The sequence below is a fragment of the Streptomyces sp. NBC_01508 genome (assembly GCF_045040315.1).
GTDB lineage: Bacteria > Actinomycetota > Actinomycetes > Streptomycetales > Streptomycetaceae > Streptomyces.
In genome coordinates, this window is record NZ_CP109419.1 from 7,819,549 (window position 1) to 7,838,317 (window position 18,769).

18 protein-coding genes are annotated in these 18,769 nt (G+C 73.0%); 7 read left to right on the top strand and 11 right to left on the bottom strand.

Features of this window, described 5'->3' with window-relative positions; genetic code table 11:
• Positions 1 to 72 precede the first annotated feature (72 nt).
• The 5 genes from OG700_RS35965 to dhaK all read right to left on the bottom strand — a co-directional run bounded on the left by OG700_RS35965 (position 73) and on the right by dhaK (position 4,942).
• The gene (locus OG700_RS35965; RefSeq protein ID WP_405621022.1) at positions 73 to 1,563 is read right to left on the bottom strand and encodes an NAD(P)/FAD-dependent oxidoreductase; all 1,491 of its coding nucleotides are present in this window, start codon (positions 1,561 to 1,563) and stop codon (positions 73 to 75) included.
• 143 nt (positions 1,564 to 1,706) lie between these two features.
• Positions 1,707 to 2,312, bottom strand: coding sequence for a PadR family transcriptional regulator (locus tag OG700_RS35970; protein ID WP_405621024.1), 606 nt, complete (start codon positions 2,310 to 2,312; stop codon positions 1,707 to 1,709).
• A 554-nt stretch (positions 2,313 to 2,866) separates the two neighbouring features.
• Complete coding sequence (locus OG700_RS35975) at positions 2,867 to 3,277, bottom strand: PTS-dependent dihydroxyacetone kinase phosphotransferase subunit DhaM (protein ID WP_405621026.1); 411 nt, start codon at positions 3,275 to 3,277, stop codon at positions 2,867 to 2,869.
• Positions 3,274 to 3,873: a dihydroxyacetone kinase subunit DhaL gene (dhaL, locus tag OG700_RS35980; protein WP_405622222.1), complete on the bottom strand. Its 600-nt coding sequence runs from the start codon at positions 3,871 to 3,873 to the stop codon at positions 3,274 to 3,276. The genes OG700_RS35975 and dhaL overlap by 4 nt, the downstream gene beginning before the upstream one ends.
• A 76-nt stretch (positions 3,874 to 3,949) precedes the next feature.
• Positions 3,950 to 4,942, bottom strand: coding sequence for a dihydroxyacetone kinase subunit DhaK (gene dhaK, locus OG700_RS35985; RefSeq protein ID WP_405621028.1), 993 nt, complete (start codon positions 4,940 to 4,942; stop codon positions 3,950 to 3,952).
• 587 nt (positions 4,943 to 5,529) lie between these two features.
• On the opposite strand from dhaK, the gene OG700_RS35990 reads away from it, so the two are divergent.
• The gene (locus tag OG700_RS35990; RefSeq protein WP_405621030.1) at positions 5,530 to 5,985 is read left to right on the top strand and encodes a DNA-binding response regulator; all 456 of its coding nucleotides are present in this window, start codon (positions 5,530 to 5,532) and stop codon (positions 5,983 to 5,985) included.
• Between the two features lie 264 nt (positions 5,986 to 6,249).
• Here OG700_RS35990 and OG700_RS35995 read toward each other — a convergent pair whose 3' ends face one another.
• The 4 genes from OG700_RS35995 to lanKC all read right to left on the bottom strand — a co-directional run bounded on the left by OG700_RS35995 (position 6,250) and on the right by lanKC (position 13,011).
• Positions 6,250 to 8,052, bottom strand: a complete 1,803-nt coding sequence (locus tag OG700_RS35995; protein ID WP_405622224.1) for an ATP-binding cassette domain-containing protein — start codon at positions 8,050 to 8,052, stop codon at positions 6,250 to 6,252.
• Between the two features lie 47 nt (positions 8,053 to 8,099).
• Positions 8,100 to 9,938: an ABC transporter ATP-binding protein gene (locus OG700_RS36000; protein WP_405621032.1), complete on the bottom strand. Its 1,839-nt coding sequence runs from the start codon at positions 9,936 to 9,938 to the stop codon at positions 8,100 to 8,102.
• A gap of 233 nt (positions 9,939 to 10,171) precedes the next feature.
• Positions 10,172 to 10,300, bottom strand: a complete 129-nt coding sequence (locus tag OG700_RS36005; protein WP_405621034.1) for a SapB/AmfS family lanthipeptide — start codon at positions 10,298 to 10,300, stop codon at positions 10,172 to 10,174.
• Between the two features lie 35 nt (positions 10,301 to 10,335).
• Positions 10,336 to 13,011, bottom strand: coding sequence for a class III lanthionine synthetase LanKC (gene lanKC, locus OG700_RS36010; protein WP_405622226.1), 2,676 nt, complete (start codon positions 13,009 to 13,011; stop codon positions 10,336 to 10,338).
• A 732-nt stretch (positions 13,012 to 13,743) separates the two neighbouring features.
• On the opposite strand from lanKC, the gene OG700_RS36015 reads away from it, so the two are divergent.
• From OG700_RS36015 to OG700_RS36035, 5 genes are all read left to right on the top strand, one after another.
• Positions 13,744 to 14,112, top strand: coding sequence for a sortase-dependent protein (locus OG700_RS36015; protein ID WP_405621036.1), 369 nt, complete (start codon positions 13,744 to 13,746; stop codon positions 14,110 to 14,112).
• Positions 14,109 to 14,774, top strand: a complete 666-nt coding sequence (locus tag OG700_RS36020; RefSeq protein WP_405621038.1) for a class F sortase — start codon at positions 14,109 to 14,111, stop codon at positions 14,772 to 14,774. Before OG700_RS36015 ends, OG700_RS36020 begins: the two co-directional genes overlap by 4 nt.
• Before the next feature lie 100 nt (positions 14,775 to 14,874).
• Positions 14,875 to 15,366, top strand: a complete 492-nt coding sequence (locus OG700_RS36025; RefSeq protein WP_405621040.1) for an RNA polymerase sigma factor — start codon at positions 14,875 to 14,877, stop codon at positions 15,364 to 15,366.
• Entirely contained in the window at positions 15,350 to 15,829 is a 480-nt protein-coding gene (locus OG700_RS36030; RefSeq protein WP_405621042.1) for a hypothetical protein, read from the top strand. Before OG700_RS36025 ends, OG700_RS36030 begins: the two co-directional genes overlap by 17 nt.
• 11 nt (positions 15,830 to 15,840) lie before the next feature.
• Positions 15,841 to 16,155 (top strand): hypothetical protein, encoded by a 315-nt coding sequence (locus OG700_RS36035; protein ID WP_405621044.1) that lies wholly within the window; start codon positions 15,841 to 15,843, stop codon positions 16,153 to 16,155.
• 48 nt (positions 16,156 to 16,203) lie between these two features.
• On the opposite strand, the gene OG700_RS36040 is transcribed toward OG700_RS36035, so the two are convergent.
• Both OG700_RS36040 and OG700_RS36045 read right to left on the bottom strand, forming a co-directional pair.
• Positions 16,204 to 17,343 (bottom strand): acetate/propionate family kinase, encoded by a 1,140-nt coding sequence (locus tag OG700_RS36040; protein WP_405621046.1) that lies wholly within the window; start codon positions 17,341 to 17,343, stop codon positions 16,204 to 16,206.
• Positions 17,344 to 17,356: 13 nt separating this feature from the next.
• Positions 17,357 to 17,812, bottom strand: coding sequence for a DUF2267 domain-containing protein (locus OG700_RS36045; RefSeq protein WP_405621048.1), 456 nt, complete (start codon positions 17,810 to 17,812; stop codon positions 17,357 to 17,359).
• 329 nt (positions 17,813 to 18,141) lie between these two features.
• Here OG700_RS36045 and OG700_RS36050 point away from each other — a divergent pair, with 329 nt between their 5' ends.
• A complete protein-coding gene (locus OG700_RS36050; RefSeq protein WP_405621050.1) occupies positions 18,142 to 18,768 on the top strand; it encodes an NADPH-dependent F420 reductase in 627 nt (208 codons plus the stop codon).
• The last annotated feature ends 1 nt before the right edge of the window (position 18,769 follow it).

Consider the following 18,769-nt stretch of genomic DNA (forward strand, 5'->3'; position numbering starts at 1 on the left):
GTATGTCTCGGGCTGCCCGTACCGGGAGGGAAGAGGCGCGGACAGCTTGTTTCTACAGTCATGTAGAAGTTATCAGGTCTCCGGGGTGGGACCGGCGGCCTCTCGCCACATCGGCGGCTCGGCGGGGGTGCGCGGTACGGGATCGAACAGCACGGCGCGTACGACACGCGGCGCGAACAGCACGTTCAGCGGCGAGGCGAGGTGCAGCGCGGCACGGAACGGCGTACCGACGACAGCGTTTCCGCCCGCCCGCCGATGTACCCGCGCCAGATACCAGGTCGCCGGCCGGTCGGCCGGGCTGTACCGCGCCGCGTCACCGACGGCGCCCGGCATCTTCCTGTCCGCACCGGCCGAGATGTCCCACGCCTGCCGTGCGGAGGTGAGGAGCGCCCGCTGCACCCGCCGGGTCGTGGGCGTACGGCGCCGGTCCGTCAGCGCCTCGCGCAGCGCGACGGCGTTGAGCGCGGCGACGCTCATGCCCTGCCCGTAGACCGGGTTGACGGTGCACAGCGCGTCCCCGGTCGCGAGGAAGCCGGCCGGGCGGCGGCCCGGACGGTCGTACCGGCGGCGGACGTTGCCCATGTTGCGGAACGACCGTACGGGGGAGTCCGGTTCGGCCCGCCTCAGCCACTCGTGCAGGAACGGGTGCGGGAGTCGCGCGGCGAACTCGGCGAACTCCTCCTCGTCCGAGGGAGGTTCGTTCCCGCGCGCCCCCGAGAGGGTGACGAGATAGCGCCCGTCCTCCATCGGCAGAGCGAAGGCGCCGCACACCTGGGCGGGATCGGGGACGACGAAGTAGCCGATGGTGTCGGTGGTGTCGTCGTCCTCGCCGGGACGGTAGACGCGGGTGGCGTAGGAGAGTCCGCTGTCGAGCGTCTCCTCGCGCGGCGGCTCGGCGCCGACGGCCGCGAGCCAGTGGGGCGCGCGGGACCCGCGGCCGGAGGCGTCCACGACCAGATCGGCGGTCAGCGCGCGGGTGACGACGCCGGCGCGGGCCGTGGCCCGGGCCGCGGCCTTCTCCCCGGTTCCGCGATCCCGGAGCAGTACGCCGGTCGTACGGACCGCGTCACCGAGCAGGCCCACCACCTCCGTACCCTCCACGGTCCGGATCCGCGGATCCGCCAACACCCTCCGGCGTACGAGCCATTCGAGGAGCGGACGGGAGCCGGTGAGCAGATGAGCGGTGGCGGGCGTGCGGCGGTACCAGGTGCCCGACTGCCACTGCACCATGTCGCTCGGCATCCCGACCTCGGGCGCGCCGTGCTCCCGCAACTCGCCGACAATGCCGGGGAGCAGGGTCTCCAGCGCCAACTGGCCCCCGGCGAGCAGCACATGGATATGGCTGCCCTGCGGGACACCGGACCGCGGCTTCGCCCCGTCCGGGAGCCGGTCACGCTCGACGATCGTCACCCGGTCGGCGTGGGCGGCGAGCACCTGCGCCGCGAGCAGGCCCGCGATGCCGCCGCCGATCACCACCGCGTGCCGCTCCCGCCGGCCCGTGTGCCGGTAGGGAGGGGTCAGCTGCCCGGTGCCGGCCGCCCGGCCGTTCAGGTCGTCGTCCATGCCCATGTCTCCGGTTCCGTGCGGCAGTTGCTCGTGAGCGTCCAGTATGTCGGAGTCGGCTCACGTCGCGGACGGCGTTCGGCCGCGGCGGACGCGCCCCGCGCGGCCGGCCCACGCGCGTGGGCCGCACCGCCGGACGCGGCCTACCCGCCGTCGGGGCCGGCCGGTGCGGTGTCCGACTCGCGGAGCGCCTCGGTGAGCCAGTCGACCCACATGCGCTCCAGGTCGATTCCGGCACGCAGCACCAGATGCCGCAGCCGGTCCGCCTCCGTCGTCTCCCAGGCCTCCGCCGATTCCTCCGCCTCCGCCTCCGTCGCCTTCGGCTCCCGCGCCGGTGCGAAGTCCCGCGTCTCGATGTCCGAGTAGTGGGCCAACTGCCGCTCGTGCAGCACGAGATGACGGCGCAGCTCGGCGGGGAGCCCGTCCGCTCCGACCACCGCCGCCGCGCGCATCCTGAGCAACAGGGGGTCCCGGACGGGTCTGGGATCCTCCCGGCCGGCCACCCACCCGGTCAGTGCGGCGCGGCCGGGCGGCAGCACCTCGTACTCCTTCTTACGGCCACGGGCCGGCTGCGCCGACACGAGGGCGCGGATGTATCCCGACTCCTCCAGCCGGCCCAGCTCCCGGTAGATCTGCTGATGCGTCGCCGACCAGAAGTAGCCGATCGACCGGTCGAAGCGGCGGGTGAGTTCCAGGCCCGAGGAGGGTCTTTCGAGGAGGGCGGTGAGAATGGCGTGGGGGAGGGACATGAGCGCATCCTAAAAGTACGGCCGCCGGCCGGATCGTGGCGGCGAGTGCGCGTGCCGGGCGTCGCGGGGCAGGCGGGACTTCCCCAACACGGCCCAGCCGGGTCCCCTGGCCGACGGCGCACTCGGCGTCGAGCTCGGCGGCGACGGCCGCGCGGCAGCGCGTCGTAGGCGCGTCGTGCAGCTCGCGCCGTGGCTCCGGTGGACCGGCGCACGGGACGACGGTCCACCGGCAGGGCGGTGGCGGTCGACGAGCCGTCGACCGTCAGACGCAGTCCCGATCGTGGTGACTCCCCGGCGCCGGCCTTCCCCGCCTCGCGCTGGATCTGGTGGACCGTTCTCGGCGGCTGTGGCCGTACGGCTGCCCCCCGGTCGTCGGGCGCGATGCCGCCGTCCACCATCAGGCCGACGACCGGGCACGGGCGCGGGCGGCGTGGAAGGCAGCCATGCGGGCGAAGCCATGGGAGGCTCCCGTCTCGCGACGGGAGCACGTCAGTGGCGGCCCGGCCGGCACACCGTCCAGTTGCACAGAGCGTGGCCCGCGACGCCCGCCGGCGTCAGACCTTGCGGTAGGCGTAGGCCTCCGAGGCCGCCGCCTCCACCGCGTCCAGGTCCGCGCCCGCCGACGCCGTGACCACGGCCGCGACCGCGCCTTCCACGAAGGGCGCGTCCACCAGCCGTGCGCCCTGCGGCAGTTCGTCGCCCTCCGCCAGCAGCGACTTGACCGTCAGCACGGCACTGCCCAGATCGACCAGGAGCGCGACGCCCGCGCCCCGGTCCACCTCGCCGGCAGCCGCCGCGATCAGCTCGGAGCTGGTGCCGAGCCCGCCGTCCGGCGTGCCGCCGGCGGCGGCCACCGGAGCGGTCGTACCACCACCCGCGAGCCCGACGGCCAGTTCGGCGACCGCCTCCGCGACCGCCCGGCTGTGCGACACGAGCACGACGCCGACCGGCTTGTCGGTACTCATGCGCCCGCCGTCTCGGCCAGGGCCGCGATCAGCAGCGCGGACGATGTGGCGCCCGGATCCTGATGCCCGATGCTGCGCTCACCGAGATAGCTGGCCCGCCCCTTGCGGGCCTGGAGCGGCACGGTCGCCACCGCTCCCTCGTTCGCGGCGGTCGCCGCCGCCGCGAACGACGTGCCGAGCGCCGCCACCGCCGGCTCCAGGGCGTCGATCATCGTCTTGTCCCCGGCCTTCGCGCCGCCCAACTGCGCCACGGCGGCGACCCCGGCGCCCAGGGCCTCGGCCAGCTGCGCGGCCGTGACCTCGGCGGAGTCGCCGAGCGCCTTGCCCGTACGCCGCAGCAGCGTCCCGTACAGCGGCCCCGAAGCGCCGCCCACGGTGGAGATCAACTGCCGCCCCGCGAGGATCAGCGCGCCGCCGGGCGTGGCCGGCGGCTCCGACTCCAGCACCGCGGTCACGGCCCGGAAGCCGCGCTGGAGATTGCTGCCGTGGTCGGCGTCACCGATCGCCGAGTCGAGTTCGGTGAGACGGTCCGCCTCCCGTTCCACGGAGGCGGCCATCGCCGTGAGCCAGCGGCGGAAGAAATCGACGTCGAGCACCGGCTCGGAATCCTGGTCGGACACAAGGTCTCCTCGAAGAGCGTCGGGTGTACGTGTCGGCCGTACCTGCCAAGGGTCAGCGGCCCCAGCGCAGTGCGGGCGTCCGCACCGGCGCGTCCCACAGCCGCAGCAGATCCTCGTCGACCTGGCAGAGCGTCACCGAACACCCGGCCATGTCGAGCGAGGTCACATAGTTCCCGACGAGCGTACGGGCCACCGCGACGCCCCGCTCGGCAAGCACCCGCTGCACCTCGGCGTTGAAGCCGTACAGCTCCAGCAGCGGGGTCGCCCCCATGCCGTTGACGAGCGCGATCACCGGGCCCGACGGGCGCAGGTCCGCCAACACCGCGTCCACGGTGAAGTCCGCGATCTCGCGCGACGTCATCATGGCGCGCCGCTCGCGCCCCGGCTCCCCGTGGATACCGATGCCCAGCTCCAGCTCGCCGTCCGGCAGGTCGAAGGTCGGGCTGCCCTTGGCCGGGGTCGTCACGGCGCTGAGGGCCACACCGAAGCTGCGCGCGCTCTCGTTCACCTGCCGCCCGATCGCCTCGACCCGCTCCAGCGGCGCGCCCTCCTCGGCGGCGGCGCCGGCGATCTTCTCGACGAAGAGCGTGGCACCCGTACCGCGCCGGCCCGCCGTGAACAGGCTGTCGGTCACGGCGACGTCGTCGTTGACCAGCACCTTGCCGACCCGGATGCCCTCGTCCTCGGCCAGCTCGGCCGCCATGTCGAAGTTGAGGACGTCCCCGGTGTAGTTCTTCACGATGAACAGCACCCCCGCGCCGCTGTCGACCGCGGTGGCCGCCCGTACCATCTGGTCGGGCACGGGGCTGGTGAAGACCTCACCCGGACAGGCGGCGGAGAGCATCCCGGGTCCCACGAACCCCCCGTGCAGCGGCTCATGCCCCGAACCTCCGCCCGAGACGAGCCCCACCTTTCCCTCGACGGGCGCGTCCCGGCGTACGACGACACGGTTGTCCACATCGACGGACAGCTCGGGATGCGCGGCGGCCATCCCGCGCAGCGCGTCGGCGACGACGGTCTCCGGAACATTGATGAGCATTCTCAACGGGTCCTCCTCGGGTGGTTGCCGGCGCACTCAGTATCGAAGAGGCGGGCGTGATCGTGAAGCCTGGCGCGCGGGTTTACGGGTACGCGACGAGGCGGACGCGTCGGAGTAAACGTCCCCGTGGAGCGGACAGAGGCCGCAGGCATATGCGGCTCGCCGGTGGGGATTGGTCATCCTCGAAATTTCGACTTGATTCAATCGCCGATTGACCGGATGTCTCTTTTCCTTTCCTTCTGTGGAGTTGGTGTGACAGCTTTTCCGGGGGGAGATGTGCCCCGGATGAAATATGGGGGGCGTACTGGGGAGCACGAGCGCGCGCCTGGGGCTCACGACGGTCTGGAAAGTGCCTCGGTCTCCGGTCGGCGCCGAGTTCCTGTGGCTGTATGGCGGGCAGTGGATGTGATACCGGCCGGTGACCGATCAGCTAGAAGGGGACACAAATGATTCATGTTCATGTGGTACACAGGGTCGGATTGTTCCGTTCGGCTCTCGTGGCGCTATTGCGCTGCGAGGAGACGCTCGATGTGTCGGCGTCCTCCAGACGACCGGCGCAACACGAGGCACACGGTCCATCGCCGCATGTATGGGTGGCCGATATCGACTGTCTCGATGACCCGGCGCGCACGGGAAGACCCGGACCCGGTAACGGGCAGGGCGGTATGGGGGCGTTATTGGTGCTGACCTCGGCCAGAAAGCCGGGAGTGCTGATGAAGGCATTCGAGGCGGGGGCGCTGGGATATGTCAACAAGGACGGTGAATCCAGCCGGTTGATCGAGGGAATTCACCGGGTGGCGCGCGGTGAGCGGTATGTCGACGACTCCCTGGCCTGTGACTTTCTCCAGGCGACGAAACTGCCCCTGACGCCAAGGGAGTTGAGTGTTCTGGCGCTCGCGGCGCAGGGGTCGCCGATCAGCGACATCGCGACCTCGCTGCATCTGTCGAGCGGGACGATACGCAACTACCTGGCCTCCGCGATACGCAAGGTCGGCGCGCGCAACCGCATGGACGCCATACGCATCTCCCAGGACGCCGGGTGGCTCTAGGGCGTGTTGCGAAAGTCCCGCCTGGCCGACGACGCCTGGCACGGCACCTCGCTTCGTTGACAGCGTTTTCGAAGGCATCCGAGTACGTCCAGTACGACCACGATCCTCCGCCTTGCGATCGCACGCACCGGACGCCGTCGGCCCCGCCCTTCGGGCGGACGGCGCCACTTTCGCAACACGCCCTAGAGTGCCCCTCCCGGCAAGCTCTGCCCCGTCGCGCGGCAAACATTGCCGGTCACGGCACCAGGTTCGTACGGCGGCAGTTCAGCGGTCCGCGGGCGGCGGCGTCTGCTGCCAGTGGCCGATCAGGTCGCGGTAGAGCGCCGAGCCTGCCAGCAGCTCCTCGTGGGTGCCGAACCGCGGTGCGGTGCCGTCCAGGACGAGCACCCGGTCCGCCCGGCGGGCCGACGACAGCCGGTGGGCCACGACGATCAGGGCGCCGTCGCGGTCGCGCGTCCCGTCGGTGAACGCCCGCTTGGCGAAGGCGTGTTCGGCGCGCGCCTCCGCGACCGGGTCCAGATGGCAGGTGGCCTCGTCGAGGAGGACGAGCGGCGCGGGGGAGAGGTAGGCGCGGCACAGCGCCAGGAGTTGGCGCTCGCCGTGGGACAGGACCCGGGGATCGAGCACGGCGTCCGGGCCGCCGAGCCGGCGGACGAGGGGGCCGGCGCCCAACGTTCCTACCGCACGGGCCAGTTCGGCGCTCGTGGCGTCCGGCCGCAAGTGCCGGAGGTTGTCACGGACACTCCCGGTGAACACGTACGCCTGCTGCGGGATCAGCACACGGCGGTCCGCGAGATCACGGGCTGACCTGCCGGCCACCGGCTCCCCGCCGAGCAGCACCACTCCGCGATCGGGTGCGACGAGGCCCGAGACGACGCCCGCGAGCGTCGACTTGCCGATGCCGCTCGGGCCCACGACGGCGATGTGCTCGCCGCGCCGGACGGTGAGGTCGAGGCGGTCCAGCACGGGGGGTGAGTCGGGGCCGTAGGCGTGAGTGACCGCGTGGACCTCGACCGCGGGCACGGGGCGGCGGCGCGGGGAACGCGCGGGGCGCACGGGGCCCGCGGTGGCGGCCGTCGCGTCCGGGGGCGTCGGCGGCTCGGGAACGGCCGTCGCGTCCTGGAAGCGGTCCACCACCACCAGCAGCCGGGTCCCCGCCGCGCCCAGCGCGGTCATCATGCTGTGCAGCGCGGGAAGCAGCGCCTGGAGCAGGTACGTGAGCGCCCCCGCCAGCGCGCCGGTCGTCACCCCCTGCCGCAGCAGCCACGGGGTGGTGACGAGCAGCAGCAGCACCGGGAGTTGGCCGGCGACGCCGAGCGCCACCGTACGTAGCGCGGCCCAGCGCGCGAGCACGCGGGACGTCCGCTCCGCGGTGTCGAAGAGCCGGCCCGTGCGCCGCACCGCGTCCGCCTGCGCGCCGCACGCCACGAGGTCACGATGGCCGGCGGACACCGAGCCCACACCTTCGGCCACGGCCTCGTCCGCGTCCAGGAACGCGCGCTGGGCCGAGGCCATTGGAAGCAGTGTGGCGAGGAAGAGCCCGATGCCCAGGACGAGCGGGGGCAGCACGACGAGGAGCAGTTCGGGGGCCAGGGCCAGCAGGCCGATCAGCGCGCCGACCGCGTTGAAGACGAACGCCCTTACGGTCAGGACGAGTCCGGCGAAGCTGTCACGGACGATCTCGGTCTGATGGGTGAGCCGCGAGACGGCGCCGGTGTCCGAGCGGTCGTCGGTGCGGGCCGGGTCGGTGACCGCCCGGCGCAGCGCCTGCCGGACCGCGCGCCGTACGAGCGCGTCCCGCAACGGCTCCGTCAGCTCGGCGAGTTGGGCGAAGACGCCGCGTACGGGAGGTCCGGCGCCGAGGATCGACACGGCGGCGACGGCGAGCCAGAGCAGACCGGTCCCGGTCCGCCCGGCGAGAAATCCGCGGTCGAGGGCCTGGGCGAGGCAGTACCCGCCGAGGAACGTCTGCGCGGACTCCAGCAGCGACCACCCGCCGAGCCGTACGAGGACCCGCCTGCGGCCCCGCAGAAACCGCCGCGCGGGCGGCAGGTTCCGGCGCAGCATCCCCCGGCCGGGGGACGTCCCGGCACCCGGAGTCTTCGCGGCGGCGCTCACCGGTCGGCCCGCTCGGCGGGGGTGGGGCCAGGGGCGGGCGCGGGCCCATGGGAGCGCGGTACGGGGCGCGCCGGGGCGGGCGCACGGTGCGCGTACGAGTCCGCCGCCGCCGGCGACGCGGATTCCGCGGACGCGAACAGGGCGCGGTACGCGGGGGAGCGCCACAGCTCCCCGTGCGGGCCGGTCGCCCGCACCCGGCCCTCCTCCAGCCAGATCACCAGGTCGCAGCGGGCCGCCGAGGAGAGCCGGTGGGCGACGATCAGCCGGGTGCCCCGGCGGACGTCGCGCGCCAGGGCGCGCTCCACCTGACGCTCCGTCACGGTGTCGAGACTGGAGGTCGCGTCGTCGAGCACCAGCAGCCGTCCGGCCCGCGCGAACGCCCTTGCCAGGCCCAGACGTTGGAACTCCCCTCCGGAGAGCGGCGCGGCGTGCGGCGGGGTCGCGTAGCCCTGCGGCAGCAGCCGTACGAACGCGTCCGCGCTCGCCGCGCGGGCCGCCGCCCGGATCCGTTCCGCCGGCAACGGCGCGCCGCCCGCCAGCGCCTCGCCCAGCGTGGCGCCGAAGAGGACGGGGCGCTCGAAGGCGTGGCCGACCTCGCGGCGCAGCTCGTCCCGCCGGACCGCGCCGAGCGGGACGCCGTCCAGCAGGACGGCCCCCTCGTCCGGCTCCGCCAGCCGCCCGGCCACCGCTGCCAGCGTGGACTTGCCCGCGCCCGAGCGGCCGACCACCGCCACGGACGTGCCGCCGGGGATCGTCAGATCCACCCCGGCGAGGACGGTGCGGCCGTCGCGGCTCACGGCCACGCCGCGCAGCTCCAGCGTGCCGTGCCCCTCGGGCGGCAGGGTCCTGGCTCCGTACGTCATGGCGGGCAGGGCCATCAGTTCGGCCGTCCGGCGGGCCGCCGAGCGGCTGCGGATCAGGGAGCCGAGCAGGCCCGCGGCCGTACCGACACCGGCGGCGAGCGCCGCGTATCGGGCGGCGGCCAGCAGTTCGCCGACACTCATGTCCCCGGACGCGAGACGCACGCCGCCGACCGCCAGGACCGCGGTCGTGAGCAGTGGCAGGAGGACACCGCTGCGGGCGACGGCCGCGCCGTGGATCCGCCACATCCTGCTGCCCTGCGCGGCCAGTTCGGGCAGCGGGGCGAGCACACGGTCGCGGTCGCGTGCCTCCGTGCCGGCGGCGGCGATCGTACGCGCCCCGGCCAGCGCCTCCACCAGGCGTGTCGCGATCTCGGCCTGGACGCGCTGGTAGCTCGCGACGCTGTCCGAGGAGCCGCGGGCGAAGGCGCGCAGGACCAGCATCAGCAGCGGAAGCCCCGCGAGGAAGGTCAGAGCGGTCCACGGGTCGATCAGGAACAGCGCGCCGACCGCCCCCACGGGCGCGAGCAGCGAGGCGCCGAGCGTCGCGGCGGACACGGGCGCGGTGCTCGCCTCGGTGGCGTTCGCGGTCAGCCGCACGGCCACGTCACCGGGCGGGAAACGGGAGGCGTGGCCCGGCCACGCGGAGAGCAGCCGCTCCAGGCCCCGGTGCCGGAGCCAGGCGGCGGAGCGGGCGCTCGTCGTACCGCCGAGCAGCGCCACCAGCGCGTCCAGCAGCACCTCGGCGACGATCACGGCGGCGCAGGCGAGCAGCCAGGGATCGGCCGCCGGGCTCTTTCTGAGCAGCAGGTCGAGCGTGCGGCCGAGGACGGCCGGCAGTGCGAGGGACGCGGCGGCGGAGGCGGCGGAGCACAGGAAGACGGCCGTGGTACGGCCCGCGCTGTGGCGCGCGGCGCCCAACAGGAGGCCGCGGGCTGTCGCGTGACGATCCTCCGGGACGGGCGGCGTCTTCACGAACGGGTCCCCTCGGAGTTCTTGGCGGCGGCCGGTGCCGCTGCCGGTGTACGTGCCGGGTGGGCCGGGCGTGCGGGTACGTGACGGACGTCCGCGAGCGCCGGACAGGCTGGGAAGCCCGTCCGGCGCTCATGACACCAGGTCACCGGCCGGCCGGTGACCAGGCCGTGTCCGACAAACCCCGCCTGGCGTACGGGCGGACGGCGCTATTCGTCAGACACGATCTGGCGGTGTCAGAGACAGGTGGTGATGCTCAGGCTGCTGTTGCCGCAGAGCAGCAGGCTCGCCCGGCTGCCGGTGGCGACGTCGCCCGTGGCCTCTTCCGTGGGGGTCTCCATCGACTGCAGGTCAAGAAGGTTCATGACGGTGCCTCTCTTTTATGGGGACGGTGTGCTGGTCACGGCTCCTGGCGGAGCCGGTTCATGGGCCGCTTACGCAGCGGCGGGAGGAACGGCAGTCGCGCGGGTTCGCCCGCGTGGGCGGCGGCGACCGCCAGCAGACAACCGGCGGTGCCGGTCGAGAGATCCATGGAGAGCCGCATCATCTGCTCACCGGGGAAGGCGAGATGGCCGCGGTAGGGCAGCGCGTGCCAGGCGAGGGTGCCCATCTGCCGTGCGATGTCCGCCGGTTCGGTGCCGGGTCCGCCCGTCACCGAGGTACGACTGAGGTGGAGCACCATGCCGGCCGCGCCGCGGAAGAGTCCGGGCTGCGCGTAGAACGTGGCCTGGGCCGCCTGCACGATCTCGCCGCGCGCCCGCTCGAAGCGCTCGTCGGCGCGGTGCGTGAGGTAGTCGTCCAGGACCATCCCGATGCCGACGCTGCCCGCGCCCAGGTAGGGCATGGTGCGCCAGCCCTCGTCCACCTGGAGCGTGCCGCCCACGCTGCGTACGCAGCGGTCCAGGTCACTGTTGAGCGCCTTGGCCGCGAGGTCGAGCAACCCGGTGTCGCCGGTGCGTTCGTACAGGCGGATGAAGAGCAGGGCCATGCCGGCGCCGCCGTACAGCAGCCCGGCCCGGCGCGGGCCCTCGGCGGCCGCCGTGCCGGCGGTGGTCTCCATGGCCCGGGCGGCGAGCCGTGCGCAGCGCATGGCCGCGTCGGCCAGTCCGGTCTCACCCGTCGCCTCGCCGAGTGCGTCGAGTGCCAGGCCCAGGCCGGCGGCGCCGCCGTGCAGATCGCCCGGCAGGTCGTCCCAGGACTGATGGAGTGTCAATTCGGCCAGCTCAAGGGCGCGGTGGGGATGGCCAAGACGCTGCATGGTCCAACTCAGGCCCGCCAGACCGTCGTAGAAGCCCAGCGGGGTGCCGGACCCGGGCGTCTTGGTCCGCTCCAGGAGCCATTCCTCGGCGCGCGGGCACGGCGCGGCGCCGCTCTCGGCGAGGGCGTAGAGGACGCCTGCCGTGCCGTACCCGAAGGAGAGGCCGCCACCGGTGGTGGCGAACTGGGCGATGTCGCCGGGGAAGTAGCGGTCGTCGCGTTCGGGGGTGGCGGAGGCGAGGATCGCCCGCACCATGGAGTCGCGGCTGCCCGGCCAGTCGGCGGGCTCGGCGGGCAGGTAGGGGCGGGGCGGGGCAGCGGCTGGAATCCGGGGTACCGTCACGACGGACGCCACGGACGTACCGATGGTCGTGCTCGCGTCCCGGCCCGGCTCGCGCATGATCTCCGCCACCGCCTCGTCCAGGAAGGCGCGGTCGACGGGGAACTCCCGCGCCACCACGTCCGCCAGGTGTGCCGCCTTGCCCCGGTCGATGGCGAAAAGGCTGGTCAGCGGTATGAAGAGGGCCAGCCGCAGACAGGCGAGGGCGTAGCGGTCCACATCGAGGCCGCGTCGGCCCGGCGGGGCGACGAAGGCCGGATTGGCCACGATCTGGCGCCCGTTGTCGGCGGCGGGCGCCGCGGCCTCGAAGTCCAGCAGCACGACGGAGGACTCGTCCTCGGGGACCATGATGTTGAACAGGTGCAGATCGTTGAAGACGATCCCGCGCTCGTGCACCGCCTCGACGGCCCGTTCCACCAGCCCGTACACGCGCAGCGCCCACTCCGTGTACTCGGCGAGCCGTTCGGCACCGGGGGCCGCGTGGATCAGCGGATGTCTGCGGGCGAAGAAGGTGTTGAGGGGTCTGCCCTCCACGAACTCCAGCACCAGGAAGTGGTGGCCGCCGAGTTCGAACGTGTCGCGGACCTCCGGGGTGCAGGCGAGACCCGACAACCGCTCCAGGGCGGCGCGCTCCCGGGCGAGCCTGGTCACCGCGTCGGCGCCGTCCGCCGCCAGTCCGGCGTGCGGTCTGGCCTCCTTGAGCACCACCTTCTCGCCGGTCCTGCTGTCGCGGCCGACGTACACACCACCGCCGTTGGAGAAGTGCAGTGCCTGTTCCACGACGTACGGCGACGCCTCGACGGTCGTCGCGGCGCGCGCTTCGAGATGGGGGCGCAGGACATCGGGCGGGGTGACCCAGTCGGGCGTACGGAAGACCGGTCCGCGCGGATCGGGTACGAGCCTGCCCTCGGCGTTCTCGATCGCCGGGCGCAGCACGCCGTCGGCGTAGCAGTCGCGGCGCGTGAAGCTGCCGTAGCGGACGTGGACGGGGCCGGCGTTCCACCTCAGGTCGCTCAGGATGTAGGGGCCGGGCTCGCCGGCCAGCAGCGTGTCGAGTTCACCGGCGATACGGCCGAACTGTTCTTCGTTCACCGGGTAGATGGTGATGAATTTCCCGCTGGCGGCGCGGTCTGCGTATTTGGCGTTCCGTGTGTGCAGCAGATATCTGCTCGGCACGAATTTGAAAGCGATACGGCGCTCAAGGCAGTAGTCCGTCGTCCGGTCGAGAATCGACTCGGCGTTGTCCAGACAGGCTGAGACGTGAATCTTCCAGCCCTGGGCGGGAAGTTCGTGCTCGACCGGACTCAGAGCCAGCCAATCGCCGCTGTGATGACGCTGCCATCCGTCGGGCACCGGGCGCCGGGCGGCTTCGTACCACTCGCCCGTCCCGCGGGCGGCGGTGCTCGTGGAGAGTTGGTGGTGCGGCGAGTCGTAGAAATGCCGGTCCGCGTCGCAGAACACGGCGTAACCCTTGTTCACGCACCCTCCCTCGTCGGCGACAACGCCCACGTTGCCACGCTGTTGAGGGCGGCCCATAGTCGCCGATGTCACCGACACGCCGTGCATTACGCATAGGTAACAAGGGTGTTTCGCCGAGCGTCCGAGCGCGGTGCGTGACCGTGTGGGTGCCCCCGGTGATCGTCACCGTGGCAGTCTCCACGGGGATGTCCGACGCTGCCCGCAGCGCCGTGATGGCGGTGGCGCGCGAGGCGGCGTGCAGGGGGCGGAGGTCATGGCGGCGACACCGTCCGCCTCGTCGGCCGTGAGGTATTCGGACCTGGCTCAGGCCAAAGCGCGCCCATCTTACGGGAGTTGACCTGCGCGGTCAGCATCGACAGGCCGTCGTGATCACGTCGGGAGAATTGAGATCATCCGGGCCTCTTATGGGCACCAATGGCTATTTCGGCCACCTTGGAGGGTCTTTCCGTGGCGGGCCGCGAAACAGGGATGCGACTGCGTCGCCGCGTGCCGGGCCGGCCCGCCCCGGCGGCGGGCCGGGCGGCCGAGGACCGGCCCCGCCGCGGATCCCGTCGCCCGCGGATCCCGTCGCCCGCGGATCGGCGGGCGATCGCCGACAGGCGTGGCGAAGACCTTCGCCGTGGCTTTGCCATTCCTTTACAACCGGTTCCGTGGCTGCCTCGTCTCTCCACCCGATCCGTACACCCCGCCCGCCAGGTCCCCCGGCGGGCGGACGACGAAAGAGAGCGATTCATGCGCCGAACTGTCCTCAGTGCCATGGCACTCGCGAGCACCGCCGTGCTGGCGAGCACGGTGCCCGCGTTCGCCGACTCGGCGCCCCCGAGCGCCACCCCCAGTGCCAGCCCGACCGTCACGGCCACCCCCAGCGTCGCCCCGGCGCCGGCCACCACCCCCCCGTCCGCGAGCGCCGAGCCCAGCCAGGCGCCGACCCCGGGCCAGGTCGCCGTCGTACCGGAGGGGGCGCCCGACACCGGAGTGGCCCCGGTGTCCGCGCGGTCCGGGACGGACGGCGCGCTGATCGGCACGGGCGCCGCGGCGGCCCTCGCGGTGGGCGGCGCGGCGTTCTTCGTCGTACGCCGCCGGCGGGCGACCGAGGCGTGACCCCGCTCTCCAGGCGCGCCTTCGCCACCGCGGCGCTGGCGGCGCTGGTCGCGGGCTGCGGCGGCGGTCAGGGGCCGCCCGACCGGACCCCGGCCGCGGACCGCTCCGGCGGTACGCCGCCCGCCCCGAAGCCTGACACGAAGCCCGCCCCGAAGCCCGACACGCCACCGGCCACGACGGCGGCCAACGGGGCTACGGGCGACGGGAGTTCGGCGCCCGTCAGGCTGCGGATCCCCGCCATCGGCGTCGACACCCCCGTCATGCGGTTGGGGCTGGCCCCGGACGGCACCATGGAGGTGCCCCCGATCACGGCACACGACCGCGCGGGCTGGTACAGGCACTCGCCGACGCCGGGCCGGATCGGCCCGTCGGTGATCATCGGCCATGTCACGGTCGGTGCTTACGGCGACGGGGTCTTCCGGCGTCTCGCGCGGCTGCGCCGGGGCGACAGGATCACGGCGCGCCTGGAGAACGGCACGGCGGCGGTGTTCGCCGTCAGCGCCGTACGGAAGGTCGCCAAGGCGGACTTCCCGGCGGACGACGTATACGGCGACGTGGACCGCCCGGAGTTGCGGCTCATCACATGCGGCGGCCCCCGCGACGCCGACGGCTACCTCGACAACGTGATCGTCTTCGCCAGGTCGGTCAACGCGAGTCCCTGACCCGCCACCGCGGAGTCCGGGCCGGGGGAACCCACACCCTCGGCCCGGACTCCTTCCCTACGAGCCCCCCCCACAAGTGCGGCCACGACCATGGAGAGCGTTGAAACGGTCCCGCGACAAGGCAGCGTCCGACCTGTTCGCCGCCCTCTACCCACGCCTCGCCGGCTGGTGCCGCCGTCTCGTCGACGACGACGAGACGGCCCATGAGATCGCCTCGGAGGCGTTCACCCGGCTCTGGGCCCGGTGGACATCCGTGCAGGAGCCCCGCGGCTTCCTCTACGTCACCGCGGCGAATCTCGTGCGGGACCACTGGCGCAAACTGGAGCGTGAACGCAAGGCGATGCGCCGTGTCACCTCCGAGGCCGCCGTCAGCCCGCACAGCGAGCAGGCGGACCCCTCGGTGCGGCTGCTCGTGCAGTCGCTGCCGGAACGGCTGCGCGTCCCGATTTTGCTGCACTACTACGCCGACATGCCGATCCGGGAGGTGTCCGTACTGACCGGGCGGAAGGAAGGAACCATCAAGTCCGACCTCCACGCGGCCCGTGAACTGCTCCGCGCCCACCTGAGGAGAAGTCTTGACCACACGCCCTGACGACCCTGACGGCAGGCCGGAGTTCGACCCCGACGACCCCCTCACCGTCATCCTTCGGCCCACCTCCGACTGCCTCGGCCCGCCCCCTCGCCGGTACGAGGCGATCCGCCGCAGTGCCGCCCGCCGCAGGCTGCTCCGCGCCGCGGCCGGGGTGGGACTGTCGTGCGCCGCCGCCGCTCTCGTCGCGTTGCCGTTCCATCTCGCGACATCGTCCGAGGCCCCCTTGGCCCCGACGGTCCCGCTCGCCCCGCCGCCGGCGAGCGGCCCGTCCCTCGCGCCCACCCCACCCACGACGCCCGATTCCGTCAGCCCCGATCCCTCCGGGAGCACGGTGCCCGAAGGCAGCCCCGTACCTGACGACCTCACCACCCCCACCGCCCTCCCCACCCCCAGCCGCATCCCGGCGGAGTCCCCCAGCCAGGCCACCGTCGAGCCGAGCGGGAACCCTGGGCCCGCCCGGTGAGTTCACCCGGCATGGCGAGCACGGTGTGGCAAGTCGGTTGCGCGGCCGCCGCGTTGGGTGCGGGCGTGTTCCTCGTGGACCGCGCCCTGCTGTGGATGGAGCGGCGCGGCTGGGTCTACTACCGCAGACGCAAGGGCCTGTCGTCCATCGGGGCCGACTTCCTCCAGGAGGTCTCGCCCGGGGCGCAGGCCGCCAAGCGGGGCTTGGAGCAGGAACGCGTCTGTAAGAACGTCAGGCCGGCCGAGGAACCTCCCGTCCATGTGGACCTGGACGCGGGCGTGGTGCGTATCCGCCGGACCGGGACGGGTGAGGAACGGCCCGGCTGACGCTCATGGCACGTGAGCGCGGTGAATTCCCGCCGTGCGCCGACGTGTTCACGGGCTCGCGTACGAGTCGCCGCGCAGGAGCATCCGGGTCTCTCTGTCGATCTGGCGTGTTTCGCCCGTGGGTACGACGACGACCGGCACCGCCGCTTCCGGGGGACTGACCAGCCGGGCGGACACGCCGTCGTCCGGCGGAGGCACCCGCAGCCCGCCGGTGACGCCGAGGACGCCGAGTCCGGCGCAGATCTCCTCGCGTACCTCCGGCTGGTCCTCGCCGATCTCGCCGGTGAAGACGAGCGCGTCGAGGCGGTCCAGCGACGCGGCCATCGCGGCGATGCCCCGGCGGCAGTGATGGGTGAAGACGTCCAGCGCCAGCGCGGCTTGTTTGTCACCGGTGGCGCGGTCGCGCACCAGGTCACGGGTGTCGCCGGAGGAGCCGGACAGGGCCAGCAGGCCCGAATGGTGGTTGAGGGCGTCTTCGATGTCCGGCGCGGTCAGGCCGTGCCGGGTCTGGAGCCAGATCAGGGCGCCCGGGTCGACGGCGCCGCTGCGCCGGCTCATCACCAGGCCGTCCAGCGGTGTGAACCCCATGGTGGTGTCGACGCTCGTGCCGTCACGCACGGCGCACGCCGAACAGCCGCCGCCGAGATGGGCGATGACGATCCGCAGACTCGTGGGCCGCCGCCTCAGCAGTTCGGCGGTGCGGCCCAGTGCCCACGCGTAGGACAGACCGTGGAAGCCGTAGCGCCGCACGCCGTACTCGCCGCGCCATGTCTCGGGTACGGCGAACTCCCGGGCCGCGGCGGGCAGACCGGCGTGGAAGACGGTGTCGAAGCAGGCGACGTGCGGCACGTTGGGCAGCAGCTCACGGGCCGCGTCGAGTACGTGGAGGGCCGGCGGGACATGTGCGGGCGCCAGGTCGGCGGTGAGCCGGAGGGTGTCGCGGACCTGGTCGTCGACCAGCGTGTGCCGTCGCAGCTCCGGGCCGCCGTGCACGATCCGGTGGCCGACCGCCGTGGGCGCGGGGGCGTATCTGAGCAGGTCCCGGAGCTGCCCGGACATGTTGTCGCCGGGCGCCGACGCGTCGTCGTACGAGGCGATCGCCGTACCGTCGTCGGCGAAGACGGTCAGGTGCAGGCTCGAAGAGCCGGCGTCGGCCACCAGCACGGGTTCACGTTCATGACTGGCCACGACAGCCTTCCTCTCAGCTCTTCCCCTCACGGGACGCGCGCCGGTCCAGGTCGCCGGTGGCGCGGCCGACCGGCAGCAGCGCGCCGATGTCCACGGGCAGCGCGGCGGCGATCTTGTCCATCAGCTCGGGGGCGAGAGCGGCGTCTAGCACTTCCAGCACGGCTGCCGCCTCGCGGAGCGCCGCGTCGTCGGTGGTGCCCGCCCGGTCGGCGATCCGGCCCGTGAAGGCGATCAGGTCGAACCGTTCGCCGGAGCCCGCGTCCCGCCCCGCGGCGGCGGCCGATTCCGTCGTCCGCCGCAGACAGGCGGCCAGATCCGGCGGAAGTTGCGCGGCCACGTGGTCTGCGAGCCCGGCCGGCAGCCGTTCGCCCAGCGTCCGCAGCACCGCCAAGGTCGCCCGCTCGGTGGAGCCGCGGTCCGGCAGTTGGGCGAGCGCCTGAATCTTGCCGATCATCTCGTCGTGGTGCATGAGTGATCCTCTCCGGACGTCACCGGTCCCGGTGCCCGACCTCCGGTCCGCCGGTCGGGCGCCCCGAACGGAGGCGTCGACGAGGCCCCGCGCGGCGGCCGCACACGGGCGCCCGCCACCGGCATCGTGCGCGGCCCGCAGCCTCAGGGTGGGTCCGGGCCCGCGTTCCGGCAAGTTTGGGGCGCCGTCATTCGGCTACCCATGGACCTGGACCCACGGAGGCGGCCCGTACGAGCGGCCCGTACGAGCGGCCCGTACGAGCGGCCCGTGGGAACGCCCCGTACGAGCGGGGGCAACGGGCCCACGACCACGCAGGCAGGAGAGGCACCATGCGTATCGGCATCATCGGAGCGGGCCACATCGGCTCGACGCTCGCCCGGCACTTCGCCGGCATCGGCCACGAGGTCGCCCTCGCGAACTCGCGCGACCCCGGGACACTGGCGGAGCTGGTCGCGGGGATCGACGGCCCCATCCGGGCGGTCACCGCCGCGGAAGCCGGCTGGTTCGGCCAGGTGGTCGTCGTGTCGATCCCCTACGGGCGCCTCGGCGACCTGCCGACCGCCGAACTGCGCGACAAGGTCGTGATCGACACCTGCAACTACTACCCGGAACGTGACGGCCACCAGCCCGACCTGGACGACGACTCCACCACCTCCAGCGAGAAGGTGCGGGCCGCGACGGACTCGAACCTGGTCAAGGCGTTCAACGCCATCTACTGGGAGACCCTGCGTGACCGGGGTCGCCCCAAGGGCGATCCGGCCCGCCTGGCCATCCCCATCTCCGGTGACGACGAGGAGGCGGTGGCCGTCGTGGCCGGTCTGATCCGGGACATCGGCTTCGACCCGGTGAACGCCGGCCACCTCGGCGGGGGCGGACGCAAGCACCAGCCCGGTACCGACGTCTACGGCGCGGAGCTGTCCGCCCACGAGCTGGACGCGCGGCTGCACAGGGGCTGAG

Bases quoted from the DNA above. Each gene is read 5' to 3' on its own strand.
- OG700_RS36005 (WP_405621034.1), bottom strand. From the start codon at position 10,300: ATGAACCTTCTTGACCTGCAGTCGATGGAGACCCCCACGGAAGAGGCC.
- OG700_RS36035 (WP_405621044.1), top strand. From the start codon at position 15,841: ATGGCGAGCACGGTGTGGCAAGTCGGTTGCGCGGCCGCCGCGTTGGGT.
- OG700_RS35965 (WP_405621022.1), bottom strand. From the start codon at position 1,563: ATGGACGACGACCTGAACGGCCGGGCGGCCGGCACCGGGCAGCTGACC.
- OG700_RS36050 (WP_405621050.1), top strand. From the start codon at position 18,142: ATGCGTATCGGCATCATCGGAGCGGGCCACATCGGCTCGACGCTCGCC.
- OG700_RS35995 (WP_405622224.1), bottom strand. From the start codon at position 8,052: ATGCTGCGCCGGAACCTGCCGCCCGCGCGGCGGTTTCTGCGGGGCCGC.
- OG700_RS35970 (WP_405621024.1), bottom strand. From the start codon at position 2,312: ATGTCCCTCCCCCACGCCATTCTCACCGCCCTCCTCGAAAGACCCTCC.
- OG700_RS36045 (WP_405621048.1), bottom strand. From the start codon at position 17,812: ATGCACCACGACGAGATGATCGGCAAGATTCAGGCGCTCGCCCAACTG.
- OG700_RS36015 (WP_405621036.1), top strand. From the start codon at position 13,744: ATGCGCCGAACTGTCCTCAGTGCCATGGCACTCGCGAGCACCGCCGTG.
- OG700_RS35975 (WP_405621026.1), bottom strand. From the start codon at position 3,277: ATGAGTACCGACAAGCCGGTCGGCGTCGTGCTCGTGTCGCACAGCCGG.